This is a genomic window from Bradyrhizobium rifense, assembly GCF_008123425.1.
Taxonomy (GTDB): Bacteria; Pseudomonadota; Alphaproteobacteria; order Rhizobiales; family Xanthobacteraceae; genus Bradyrhizobium; species Bradyrhizobium rifense.
This window is the reverse complement of record NZ_VSSS01000038.1, coordinates 116,302-129,520: the sequence shown is the minus strand read 5'-3', so window position 1 is coordinate 129,520 and position 13,219 is coordinate 116,302. Positions and strand designations below refer to the sequence as shown.

Genomic DNA, 13,219 nt, shown 5'->3' with positions numbered 1-13,219 from the left:
CTATGACGCCAACCTTAGCAGCCGGCGACCATTCTTCACTTCGGCAGGCACTCTCGCAGCTATCGCGCCGGAGCGCGACACGATGCCCACCACCTCAACTCCATTGTTCCTGTATTTGTCTTGCAGGATCACAAAATGCGCCATCGAGGCGATACATGGTCCGGACCACGTCGCCCAAAAGTCGACGATGTATACTTTCCCAGGCTCGAACTTTATAACCGGCTGGCCACGTAGCCAGTCCTCAACTTTGATCAAGGGGGCCCGCGAACCGACGCTCAGCACATCTGCCGCACCGACTTGACTTGCGCTCTCAGTCAGACTGGTCATTGCTCAAACTCATTTCACCTGGCTGTTCCGAGAAAGATAGCAAGTCGCATGCCAGCCCGCGCTCCCTGATATTGCGCATTTTTCGTATTATTCCTGTCGACCTCGCGACGTATGTCGCATATCCGACCAGTTATTTGGAGCTTCTCAGGCGATCAGCCGGCCGGACGTTCTTGACGCACCTGTAGACCGACGAGGCCGAAAGCCAGGCAGCGCAAGGCCGAGTTCACCACTCCACATCCCGATCGGTTTCCAGGATGACCAATCCGGCGCTCGGGATCACGACGTGAACTCACCTGCTTTGGTCCGTCGACTTGCGCTTGAGGGCGATCTGAGATTTCCAGTTCAACTCTTTGATCCGAGGGGCGATGAACCAAACCAGGGCGGCCAGCTGCAGCAGCACATTGATACTGAACGCCGTCTGATACGCGATTGAGGGGCAGTGTCCGTCCTTTGCCGACCATCGCTCGAGAATTAACCCCGTCACGTACTGGACCAGGAAAGCCCACCCGAAATGCAGAACGTTGAGCACGGCGTTTGCGCGGGCGTCAATTCGGCCGGAAAGTAATCTCCGATGATCGCGTAGCTGAGGGGGATTGCTGACCCCACCGCCACCACAATGATCCATGAGGTAGCGACAGGAAAGGTGGATGCAAGATCAGCGCGAGTTCGGCTGCAATGAACACAGCAGCTATGATCGCGCGCAACGTTTTCAATGTTCTTGCCAGGCGGGCGCAACGAATCGGCGACCGCACCGAGCAGCAATGCGCCAATGCTTAGGGCTGTCGCCATGATGAGCAATTGTGTGGTAAGGCTTGTTCGATCCAACCCTCCCACATCGCTGAGACAAGACGCTACCGACAAGGACTGCAGGACCCTTGCGGATCCGACACCTTGAAGAATTCGGCGCAATTCTCCAGAGCCGCCCATCCGTATCGACGGTCTTCTGACCGACTGTCCGTAGAGCGGATCTTTGTACTTACCTTCTGCTTTAGAACCAAAGAATAGATTACAGCGGCCGCGGTGGCGCTGGATGCGGCAAGCAACTCGAATGGACCAGTTAAGCAATGCCTCGGCTGGTGCGGTTGCCGTCACTGCGCCCAGTGCACCCAGAATGATCCATCTTCTTGTAGGCCTAATGGCCTCGGCTCCGATGATATCACTAGTCAGGTCAACCCGCGACCTCGATCGTTCTTGACGGAAGGTGCCGGAGCGCTCGTCTGAGCTCAGCGAACTGGTGGACCAAGACAAACAGTGCAATCATTCCGGCGCCCAACTCAGCGATTGCCTGACTGGCCAGCAGTCCGTTGAAACCCGATACGACGGGAAATAGCAGTACGGCAGGTATGAAGAGATAGCCTTGCCTCGCCAAGGAGACAACCGCACTGAGGCGTGCTCTCCCGAACGACTGAAGCATCGTCGTCACGAAACTCTGAACACCAAAAAGTCCAAAAAACAGATGAAAGACGATGCAGGTCGATACGGCGAGTTCTGTGACCTTATCGCTATCGCTGAACAGCCTGACCAAAGGCCGGGCAAAAACCACAACGGCTGCAGAATACGTAACGGAAAGAGCGACAGTCATCAAGAGCATGAACTTCGCGGTCTTCAGTATACGAGCAAAGTCACGTGCGCCCCAACCGAAACCCAGGACAGCTTGAGCGCCTATACAGAAGCCGGTGATAGGCAGTGCGCCGATCGTCAAGATGCGCGCAGCTATTCCCACGGCCGCGATGGACTCGTCTCCGAACGGCGCGGCAGCTCCGTACAAGAGCATAACGGCAATCGCAGATAAAACACTGGTCATGGTCGCCGGTGCCCCTACCAACGCGAGCTGTCTGATGCGACCTGCTCCCAACGAGATGTGAGATATCCTGACGAGGACTATCCCGCCAGGCTTCGTAAAATAAGCGATATAGAGGCAAATAGCAGCGATCTGAGATACCAGTGTCGCCAGGGCTGCGCCTCGCACACCGAAGTCCATCGAAAATATGAAGATCGGATCGAGGACGGCATTTAGGACGAATGCGGCAATCATCGTCCACATGCTGAATCGAGTGTTGCCTTCAGCTCTGACGATGAAGCCGCTGACGATGTTCAGAAGCATCACAGTGTACCCGAACAAAAGTATCACCGCGTAGTCGAGCGCCACGGGCATGATGGTTGGAGTTGCCCCGAGCGTTACGAAGATCACTCGTAGGCTTGGAAGCAGAGCGGCCGTAACGACAAGACCGATCGGAGCGGCGAGCGCGAGTGCAGTACTTGCGCCTCGACTCGCCTCCAGGTACTCACTAGCGCCCAGATGACGAGATATGAACGACGCCGTCCCAACGCCGATCCCCTCTCCGACCGCCGCTAGCAGGAGCACGATCGGCAAGGTCATACTGACAGCTGCGATCGCCTGCACGCCAAGCGCGCCAACAAAGATCGCGTTAACGGCCTGATGTAACGCGACGATCGACAGGCCAACAACAGCCGGAATGGCGAGCCGGAGGATAAGGCTCGAGAGATTGGGGTCCGATAAATCGATCTTCTGCTTCTTCTTGGGCATCATATTGCAATCGCTCTCGACAACGAATTCCGTATCCGTGTCATTCATGGATCGAAGTGTCGCACAACTCGGATTCGTTTTCGATCGCGTCGCGAACGAATCGACGCATAACGCGTAACTCCGTCTGCATGTCATAGATTGTGTGCAGGGCCGGATCCTCATGATCTCGGTGAACGTTGATATCGTCCGGCATCACTGCGACGCCCTCTTTAGCGGCCGAAAACGCCGTCGACGAATCCTGCGCCTTCAGCGCCGGTCCAAGTGTGTCCCAGAATGCTTGCATCGGGGCTTTCTCGCGGAGTTCAGAGTCTGCTTCAGCGATTCGCTCAGCATCCGCTGCTTTGGCTTCATCGCTCGTGCGCCAGGTGCCATTTACGAGTTGTGGAAACACGTCATGCAGTTGCATCGTGCGAAAGGTGACGTGACCGTCACGGTCGATGACGAATGAGGTGGTGATAGTGCTAGAAAAACTGGGCGCCATCCAACACGTCTTCATTGTTCCCGCGAAATCGAACGCGATCCAAAAGTTCAGCTTGGAGCCTTTCTTGGTCAACCACGCGTCCAATTTTGTTCGCGCCTCCTCGGCCGTTAGCCTCGCTCGGAAGCTGCAACTACAATGACCTCAACTGCGTTATCGTCGTATTTCTCTTGCAGCTGCGCGAGAGGGGAAATCTCCGCCCCACATCCGCCGCACCAAGTCGGCCAAAACGCGACGCTATACAGCAGCGTACCCAGCTTAACATTGGTGTGGGGCTCGCCACGCACCCAGCTTTCCACCCTGATCGGGGAGCTGGCGAATCCATACGAACAATCATGTTGTTCTCCAAAGCTATTCCCACACCTTCGCGCGATTGTTTGCGCAAGCGCGAGTGTCCCTATGAAACGCGGCACGAGTTCAATGAACGAGAGAGCATGTCTGCATGTACTCCGCCTGAGACTGCGTTGCTGTGTGACTAGCAACGACCGTGCCAGCAGTACCAACGCACATTCACACCCGATTCGACCTAAGCTAGCCTCGTCGGTTCAACATGGCGGGCTCTTTGGAGCTAACCGTCTCGTTCGATGTCAGACATCGGACGCGGGTCGTGCGCTTCGGGCCGCGGGCGTTGTGCCCCGCCCATCATGACGATGGTCGCTACCGCAACCGCCGGCGTGCGGAACCGGCTAATAGCTATTGGTATGAGCCTCGCTCGTTCCGCCGTCTGAATGCGCCTCCTACTCGGTGTCCCTGCTTCCTAATCAAAGCGCGGCGATCCGACGGTTGCGGTTTTGTTGAGCGTTAGGTTGCAAATCGCGACAACGTCGTTGCATCGGAGTCTCCCGATAGGCCCCCTTTATTTCGTGACCGGCCTTCCATCGCGTAATGCGCCGCTCCAGCGCCTCGAGTTGAACGGAAGACCGCTCACAGATACCCAATGGTTCCGAAATACGTTCGGGGGGTCAGGAAGCGCGACTGGCTGTTGATGATGGCGCTGCATATTGCACCGACCGTGCAGCCCTATCTGCGCAAGATGCATGAGCACGGCGATACTGTTACAGCGAGCATGCAACGCCTTCAACTACCAAGCCGGCTGAGCTGCAGCAAGCTGCAAGCCATTCCGCGACGCGTCAAGCGCCAAGGTTGGTAGTTTGTCTGGGTGACACATCGTGGGACTTTGTCTCCTTAGCCATGGTGCGAATGAGTTCACTATGACGCGAGCGGTCTGTAGGTGCGCGCTCAATACGACTCCAGTTCTCAAATACGCCTCTGACCTCCTGATCTCCCCGGCTTCAGTTCATAGAAAGGTCAAAACGATGGACGCAGCATCCCAAGCTTTTCTAGGCGTCATTTCTGGCGAACGACGGCGCAGCCATCCCGATGTCGCTGATCGCGCCAGGCGCATTGCTGGCGGTCTCCATCGGCTCGGCGTGCGCCAGGGCGGCCGTGTCTGCATGTTGATGCGGAATGACATTGCGTTCATCGAGGTGGCACATGCCGCTATCCAGCTCGGCGCCTATGCCGTACCTGTAAACTGGCATTTCAGGCCGGGGGAGATCGAATATATTCTGAGGGACTCCGCCGCATCGGTCTTGATCGGCCATGCTGACCTTTTACATCGATTGGATGGTGCCATCCCGAACAGCGTCAAGGTCTTGAGCGTATCGCCTCCTCCAGAAGTTATCTTCGCCTACCAGGTAGATCCTGAGCATCAGGGAAAACCCGATTTCGCAACAGATTTCGAAAAGTGGCTTGCAGAGCAACCGCACTATTCGGGAGCCGCCGTACTGGAGCCGATGAGCATGATCTACACGTCCGGCACAACAGGCCATCCCAAAGGGGTACGTCGTGCCGCACCGAACCTCGAGCAGAATGCGGCCTTGGAGCGTCGTCGCGCGATGATCTATGGGCATGGCACGCGGTCACTCCTGCCAGGGCCACTCTATCACTCGGCGCCCAACTTCTTCGGGATTCGCTCGAGCCGCATCGGTGGCGTTCTGGTGCTAATGCCACGCTTTGAGTCTGAGGAGTGTTTGCGCCTCATTCAGGCAGAGAGGATCGATACGATCTTGATGGTACCGACGATGTTCGTACGCCTGTTGAAGCTGCCCGACACTGTACGCAACAGATATGACTTGTCCTCGCTGCGTCACGTGATCAGTGCGGCCGCGCCTTGTCCAACTGACGTGAAGCGCGCGATGATCGAATGGTGGGGGCCAGTCATCTATGAGTTTTACGGCTCTACCGAGTCTGGCGCGGTCACCTTTGCAACCTCGCAGGACGCCCTAGACAAGCCGGGAACAGTCGGCAAAGTCTTGCCCGACGTCGAGCTGCGTGTCGTAGGCGTGGATGGACACATGTTGCCGACAGGACAAATCGGGGAGATCTATTCCCGCGCCACGTCATATCCTGAATTTACATACCACAACAGGGTGGAGAAGCGCCGCGAGATCGAGCACGACGGCTTCATCACCTCCGGTGATATCGGGTACGTTGACGCCAGCGGGTATGTCTTCCTGTGTGACCGAAAGCAAGATGTCGTGATTTCCGGTGGGGTCAACATATATCCTGCCGAGATCGAGGCGGCACTGTTCCAGGTACCCGGTGTCCACGACTGCGCTGTGTTCGGCATTCCCGACGCGGAATTTGGCGAGGCGGTGATGGCATTGGTCGAGCCGCAGCCTGGGGCAAAGCTCGACGTCATGGATATACGCTCGACTCTGAAGAGATCATTGGCAGACTACAAGGTCCCCAGCCGTATCGAGCTCCACACCTGTCTGCCGCGCGAAGACTCCGGCAAGATCTTCAAGCGGCGGCTGCGTGATCCGTTTTGGGAAAAAACTGGACGTAAAATTTGACGAGGATCGAAAGCAAGGCAAAACTCGTTGTACCTTCGTAACAAGCCATTCGCGTAGCACTAACAGGAATATGCGGCTGTTCCAGACGGATCCAGCCAGTTATGCGGACTTCAAATCGGTTATGAAGCGTAAGAGGTTCTGACAGGCCGGCGCGGCCTACCGTTCAGTGAGAGCCAGCGTATGATGTTTTGTGGCCTCTGGGCGCTGCAAGGACTCAGCATGGCCACAGCGGAAGATTCAATGAACACGGCGAGCTGGTCGTATACTCGCACGTGCGTCGACTGGCGGGACGCGATCGAGTGGGCCTAGCGGCTAGGTGCGTACCAGACCTACTGGAAACTCGATGGCCAGGGATCGCAGCTCGACTTTTTGGAAGGTCCCACTCATTTACGCTGTGGGCTGGTCAACCCCCAGCGAACATCTGGGGACAACGTGTGGACATCGACCGCAACACGCATGCTGTTCGACCCCTCACTGCGAGCGGGCCTCCTTTGTGACCCCGACTACAAGCGTCGCATATCGTCAACTCTCGTATCCCCTCGATCGAGTCGGCGCTTTTGCTGATTTCCACAAGAGGCACGCGACCGAACGTTGCGTAGGAGGTGTTGACGGCCGGCTGTTGGACATAAAGACGGTCTGGGAGCGAGCTCCCACAATTTCACGCATGCGCGACCAGCGTTGACATCGTTGGCGGCTGCACTTGCGATAAAGGGGCGCCCAAACAGGCACTCGTGTCTCGTCTCTCCGTGCGCTCAACGCGCTACAGCGGTCGAGCAGACGTTTTGCTGCAGTGGAAGTAACGGACGGGCGGTGAACGGAATCGGGAGGTATAGCGCGCGCTTGTCCTGATTGTGCATTACAGACGGGCTCCAATCTTTGCAGCCTCTGTTGCGAGCGGCTTCGCTGCACCATTGCGAACCATCGCGTAACAACCGTGGTGCTGACGCACGAATCGTGTCTATTCGCGAAAATGAGCAGTGGCCTGACGAGATCCGAAAAGCACACGGCCGCTTGTGCGGATATGATCGTGCATTGCTCGATCAGCAACATCGCCGTCACCGCGTATAATCGTAGACGCACCGGAATCAATTCCGGTTGTGATCCAGCTTGCAATTTCCCTACGGCGGTCAAGCTTGGGCACGACTTCTGCGTCTGCGTCCATAGCGTCTCTCAAGTGTATGTATTCCTTCATCGTTGTAGGATAGCGTTTTCTGAGCCGAACCAAGTAGCATTTGGCCCTCAAAGTCATGAAGAATGACGCAGCATTGAGAGTGCTGACGCAACCAGCGCAAAGGCATCTGGACCGCACGCTCGTCTAGAAAGTTCATTGTGTCGAGGATTTGAAGAGTTGTTGAGCTCGGCAATTCCGCTTTATTCCTCGCAGATTGGGGAGGCGAGACCAAACCCGTCCTTTGCCAAGACGAAGTGTATCCGCGCCTGCGTGCGCTCGGAATAATGTGCCCTCGGCAGGCAGCCGCGTCAGTCAGAGCGCCGAATTTCCGACCGGCTCTGGGCGCTGGCATTTGACGGGCACAGGGTTTCCGACAATGCAGCCAGGTCGGACGCGCTTCGCTGTAGACGGCATTCGCCGCGGAAAAATGTCTGACCAGAGAGAGTCGCTTTAATGGCGACGGAAAACGGTACGAATCCTTGTTGCCCAAGGCGCATCCCGCCGGAGTCCTGGCGCACAGCTTGCACCGCGGGCCTTTCCTTCTGTGCTCCGCGATCAAGCTCCGGCCCATAAGCCAACGGCCTCGAGAGCCATTCATCCTCAGTTGCAGGCGGGGTCTGCATCTGACCGCGGCTCGAAGGCCCGCGGTTAGTTTCTCAGCTTTCCTCCAGAAGGCATCATCCGCGACGGGCACGAGCTACGGTTTGTTGGCTTTCGAACATTCGCCACTGCGACCAGACATGGCGGGACAAGATGAAGAAGGAGGAGCCGCGACTGAGAGGCCCCTGCACTCTTGGAACATCCTTTTGTTTGCCATGAGACACACGCGTGTATCTATGGATGACCTGGAGCGTCCATTCCTGAGAACAATCCAATGTTCCAGCCGAGCAGATTATCGCATTTTGAACGTGCTTACTTTTCCCAGGCCCGAGCTGGCACACTCTTTGCTCAAGGTGTGGCGAAGAGAGCTGCGTCATTCTCTTTGTGATTCGTGCCAACGATTCTGTGCGGTTGACCTTGCCCCCCGAGGTACTGATCGATTTGGACGATCTTAGGGTAGAGGGCGAACGAGAAGAAGCCGGTCAACTGGGCCGAGCTCGCGGTCCCGTGTTGCGACCGTGAATTCCGTGCAGGTGCGTTTTGCCGGTACGGTGTCAGGTCGATGGTGTGGGGCAGGACCGGTCAGTGTTGTGCAGGAAGAATGACTAACAATTGCGAAGGAGCGTCACCGTGTCAACCATTGCTCACGAACTATCACCACCAGCATCCTGTCGGAAGCAACTCTACGAAGTCGGTGAGATTCCGCCGCTTGGGCACGTCCCCGACCGCATGTACGCGTGGACGATACGTCGCGAGCGCCACGGGCCGCCAGAGGCTTCGCTTCTCGTTGAGGTCGTGCCTACCTGGCCGATGGCCGAAGACGAGGTACTCGTTTTCGTGGCGGCCGCCGGCGTCAACTATAACGGAATCTGGGCCGGGTTAGGCACACCAGTCTCACCCTTCGACATGCACAAATTCCATTATCATATTGCCGGGTCGGACGCGGCCGGGGTTGTGTGGGCGGTAGGAGCAAAGGTGCGGCGCTGGAAGGTCGGTGACGAGATCATCGTTCACTGCAACCAGGACGACGGCGATGACGAGGATTGCAACGGGGGCGAACCGCTCCTCTCGCCATCCCAGCGGATCTGGGGATATGAGACCCCGGACGGCTCGTTCGCACAGTTCTGCCGTGTGCAATCACGACAGTTGATGCCAAAACCAGAGCACCTGACCTGGGAGGAGGCGGCCTGTTACACACTAACCCTCGCAACTGCCTACCGGATGCTGTTCGGGCACGTGCCCCACGTCCTCAAGGCAGGCGACTACGTGCTGGTGTGGGGCGCGTCGGGCGGACTCGGAGTGTTCGGGGTCCAACTCGCCGTCGCATCCGGTGCTAACGCGATTGGCATAATTTCCGAAGCCAGTAAAGCCGAATACGTTCTGGCACTGGGCGCCAAGGGTGTCATTAACCGCAAAGAATTCAACTGCTGGGGTACAATGCCCACGATAGATTCGCCCCAATATAAAACCTGGATCCAAGAGGTTCGGCGGTTTGGTAGAGCAATCTGGGATATCACGGGGAAGCGCGACGTCGACATCGTGTTCGAGCATCCAGGCGAGCAGACATTTCCAGTCTCAACCATTATCGTTAAGCGCGGTGGCATGGTTGTGTTCTGCGGCGGTACCACAGGGCTCAATATTACATTCGACGCGCGCTACGTCTGGATGCGCCAGAAACGAATCCAAGGATCGCATTTTGCCAATCTCAAACAGGCCAGTGCGGCGAACCGCCTTGTAGTCGATCGTCGCATCGCCCCCTGCATGAGCGAGGTCTTCCCGTGGGAGGAGATCGCCCGAGCCCACACAAGGATGTGGAAGAACCAGCACAAGCCAGGAAATATGGCCGTCTTGATCAACGCGCCGCGGACCGGCCTACGAAATTTCAAGGATATCCTCAAGGCGGCGGGCGCTTGACCCGCAGCCCCGTTGGTTGGACCTGGGACTCGAGGATCTTGAATCCGACTTCACAATATGAGAGTCGCGATGGCTCGCTTCGCTCTGGCAGCGCTCGGTCGAGGAATGGTAGTACTTGGGATGAGTGCGCTCTCTGTGTAGCGAGATCGCCTACGTCGCCAGCGAGGCTCACCTGGGACCGCAAAGCCGATCGCCAGTTGGCTCTTGCCCGGGCGGGTTGTGCATCTTGCTTTCGGCCGCACCGCTGTCGGTACCTGCCCGGTGAATACCGGTGAATGTCATTTCGATTCGCGCATCGAAAGAGTTGCGCCTGATACTGGATTTCGATCTGCCGGTTGACAATCGGAAGGCGCACCGAGGCAGATACCGAGAAGGCCACGTGCTGTGACAGCCCTCACGTTGGTGCCCTTGGGTCGATGGGTGTGTTTTCCCGCACGCCCGAAATATCCTCCAGCATTTTGGCGGCAGCCAGTAGCTGGCCCTCAGCGCGAGGCGCGGCGACCATCTGCAACCCGACCGGCAGGCCAGAGCTAGTGAAGCCGCAGGGCAGAGATAGTGCTGGACAACACGCCAGAGCGATTGCAGAGGCGATCGCGACCCAATCCACATAGTGCTTGAACCTGTGACATAACGGTCTTGCACCGCGAACGGCTCGACGATGGTTGCGGGTGACAAGAGCAGGTCGTATTCCTTAAAAAAGTTCACAGCGCGCGCCGCCATCGCTACGCACTGCGCCTCGGCGCGCTCGATCTGCTCGACCGCAAGTTTCAGCCCTTCCTCGATGTTCCAAACAACGTCGGGTTTCAGGAGATCGCGATACTGCGAAACAGAGCCGCTTTACTAACCGCGAAATCGAATGCGCGGAGCACCTGGAAGTACTCATGAGTTTCTGGAAAATCGGGATGAGCCTCCTCTACGATTGCGCCCACTTCTGCAACCGGGCGGCCGCCATGCGCGTGATCGCCGCAACATGCGGGTCCACGGGCTTGATGACGAAATCGGGGGAATAGGCAACTCGCTTTGGATTGTTGCCAGAGCGCGCGGTCGAAAGGAAGGACTTAGCCCGCTTAGGAAGTGATAACGGGTCGCCTGGATGCTCGCCGCTCATTGCATCCAACATCAGGGCAACATCTTCGACGTTGCGTGCCATCGGCCCAGCATACCAAGATTGCGGTCGATCTTGAATTTCGGTGTATGTGCTATCCGCCCAATGCTGGGCCGCAGCCCCACGACGCTGCAGAAGCTTGCCGGATTCGTAGCGAGCCCCCCATATCCGAGCCATACGCAAGCCAGGCCATTCCTGTGGCGAGGGCGACCGCAGCTCCACCGGACGATCCGGCGGCAGAGCGCAACGGGTTCCAGGGGTTGAGCTTTGGCCCGAATATCTCGTTGACAGTGTTGGCGCCGGCCCCGAACTCTGGCGTATTCGACCTAGCAGATGACTGGGCCATTCTCTTCGAGGCGGACGACGAGGATATCTGACAGAGAGAGGACGTTATCTGCGAAAATTCGCGAGCCGTAGGTGTTGCGCACACCGACCACGTCCATCAGATCTTTGATGGGCACTGGCATACCGGCCAAGAGACCGCGCTCGCTGGCAGGCGCCTCATCAGCGCCTGAGCGTTCTTGCGCGCGCGATCGAAATACAAGATTGGTAGCGCGTTGAGCTTGTCGTCGACCTCTGCAAACGTGCTTCCAGCACATTCAACAGATCTAGTGGTGTTACCTCACGGTTCCTCAGCTTCTCGACAACGGCGCAAGCAGTATCTCGGATCAGCTCCTGCACATCAAAACTGCAGTTTATTCCGCCGTCCGTCGACTGATGGACGCCCCAGTTGCGAGAGAGGGCGCAGAAATACTGGCGAGCGGCTCGGCCAGCGGGACAATCCCGGCTGGACACCGAAACGGAGCCTCGCTCGCGCGGTTCCGGTTGATCGCGTCCGGTCTTGAAGGACAAAAGCGCTTTGCCCGCATAGCCAGTACACTCGCCTTCAAACTATTTGCGCGAAAGCTGTGCCTACCACGACCCGCTCGAGGGCAGCTGGGAGATTGCCATCTCGTGAAGCACCACATCCGCGAAGTACCGGCCGGCGCGCGCATACAGGGTAATTCTAAGGATTTGGCGCAGAACATCACCTCCAGTCCGACGCCGGCGAAATTTAGCTTACTTGTGATTTGCGTTGGCGATCACTGGCAAGTGCACGCCGGATCGCGAATTTAGGCGGCATTGTCCTCTACGTCTCTCATCGAATCGGCCTCGAGCCAGCCGGAATGCCCTCCAGGCAAATGCATCTGAATATCGTGATCCAGACTATGCACAAACGCTGACCAGCTGCGAGACCTGCCGGTCATGACTTCGAATTTTTCGCTTGTCGGGCTTAGAGTGCGAGGATTCCGCACCATCGCTCCGCTCTACAATTCTCTTGTCGAGAGCGATCGTAGCCGCTTCACACCTAGGGTCTGTTTGGATTCAGGATTCTCATCCCGGCTTGATTGTGATTCAAGCTTGGGATGGATCGATTCGTTCTGACTGACGCCCAGTGGGCAAAAATGGAGCCGCTCTGTCTTGGCAAGCCGGGCGATCCCGGCCGTAGCGGCCATGACAACCGTCTGTTTGTCGAGGCAGTGTTGTGGATCGCGCGCACGGGCAGTCCATGGCGCGATCTGCCGCGCGCTTTCGGCCACTGGAACACCGTGTACACGCGGTTTCGCGACTGGGCGAGGGCGGGCGTGTAGAAGCGCCTGTTCGAGGCGGTCTCGGACGAGCCGGACATGGAATACGCCATGGTCGACGCCACCATCGTCAAGGTCCACCGTCACGGACAGGGCGCAAAAGGGGGACTCAAAATCAGGCCATCGGCCGCTCGAAAGGCGGTATGACCACTGAAATCCTGGCGCTGACCGATGCGCTCGGCAATCTCGTGCGTTTCGTGCTGCTGCCCGGACAGCGCTTTGACACGGTTGGCGTTCCCCCGCTCATCGAAGGAGTGAGCTTTGACACGCTGATCGCCGACAAGGCGTTCGACAGCAACGCCATCATCGCCGAACTCGACAAACGCGGCGCCAAGGCCGTCATCTCCCAGCATCCGCGCCGAGCCAGGCCTCTCGAGATCGACAAGGAAATCTACAAATGGCGCCATCTGATCGAAAACTTCTTCTGCAAGCTCAAGGAATTCAAACGCATCGCGATGCGTGCCGACAAAACCGATCAGAGCTTCGAAGCCATGATCAATCTAGCCGCAGCCGTGATAAACTCACGCTGAATCCAAACAGTCCCTAAAGCAAGCATTGATAACCGTCGACTGCCGAAGGAGGATGCTGCA

At 57.5% G+C, this 13,219-nt stretch carries 7 protein-coding genes and 2 pseudogenes; 4 read left to right on the top strand and 5 right to left on the bottom strand.

The annotated features are described in order from the left end of the window. The 4 genes from FXB40_RS25285 to FXB40_RS25270 all read right to left on the bottom strand — a co-directional run bounded on the left by FXB40_RS25285 (position 1) and on the right by FXB40_RS25270 (position 3,428). Positions 1-327, bottom strand: coding sequence for a TlpA disulfide reductase family protein (locus FXB40_RS25285; RefSeq protein WP_246207928.1), 327 nt, complete (start codon positions 325-327; stop codon positions 1-3). Between the two features lie 289 nt (positions 328-616). Continuing rightward, entirely contained in the window at positions 617-856 is a 240-nt protein-coding gene (locus FXB40_RS25280; protein WP_148774870.1) for a hypothetical protein, read from the bottom strand. Positions 857-1,495: 639 nt separating this feature from the next. Beyond that, positions 1,496-2,923: an MATE family efflux transporter gene (locus FXB40_RS25275; RefSeq protein WP_148774869.1), complete on the bottom strand. Its 1,428-nt coding sequence runs from the start codon at positions 2,921-2,923 to the stop codon at positions 1,496-1,498. After that, positions 2,916-3,428 carry a hypothetical protein gene (locus FXB40_RS25270; protein ID WP_148774868.1) on the bottom strand — a complete coding sequence of 171 codons (513 nt, stop codon included), beginning with the start codon at positions 3,426-3,428 and terminating at the stop codon, positions 2,916-2,918. The genes FXB40_RS25275 and FXB40_RS25270 overlap by 8 nt, the downstream gene beginning before the upstream one ends. A gap of 862 nt (positions 3,429-4,290) precedes the next feature. On the opposite strand from FXB40_RS25270, the gene FXB40_RS25260 reads away from it, so the two are divergent. The 3 genes from FXB40_RS25260 (at position 4,291) to ccrA (ending at position 9,896) form a co-directional block, all read left to right on the top strand. Further along, the gene (locus FXB40_RS25260) at positions 4,291-4,503 is read left to right on the top strand and encodes a hypothetical protein (protein ID WP_148774867.1); all 213 of its coding nucleotides are present in this window, start codon (positions 4,291-4,293) and stop codon (positions 4,501-4,503) included. 166 nt (positions 4,504-4,669) lie between these two features. After that, positions 4,670-6,211: an acyl-CoA synthetase gene (locus FXB40_RS25255; protein ID WP_148774866.1), complete on the top strand. Its 1,542-nt coding sequence runs from the start codon at positions 4,670-4,672 to the stop codon at positions 6,209-6,211. 2,410 nt (positions 6,212-8,621) lie between these two features. Then, on the top strand, positions 8,622-9,896 hold the full coding sequence (gene ccrA, locus FXB40_RS25250; RefSeq protein ID WP_246207945.1) for a crotonyl-CoA carboxylase/reductase: 1,275 nt from the start codon (positions 8,622-8,624) through the stop codon (positions 9,894-9,896). Positions 9,897-10,290: 394 nt separating this feature from the next. Here ccrA and FXB40_RS49930 read toward each other — a convergent pair. Continuing rightward, a pseudogene (locus FXB40_RS49930) lies at positions 10,291-11,682 on the bottom strand (amidase). A 725-nt stretch (positions 11,683-12,407) separates the two neighbouring features. On the opposite strand from FXB40_RS49930, the pseudogene FXB40_RS25240 reads away from it, so the two are divergent. Further along, positions 12,408-13,159 (top strand): annotated as a pseudogene (locus FXB40_RS25240) (IS5 family transposase). Positions 13,160-13,219 lie beyond the last annotated feature (60 nt).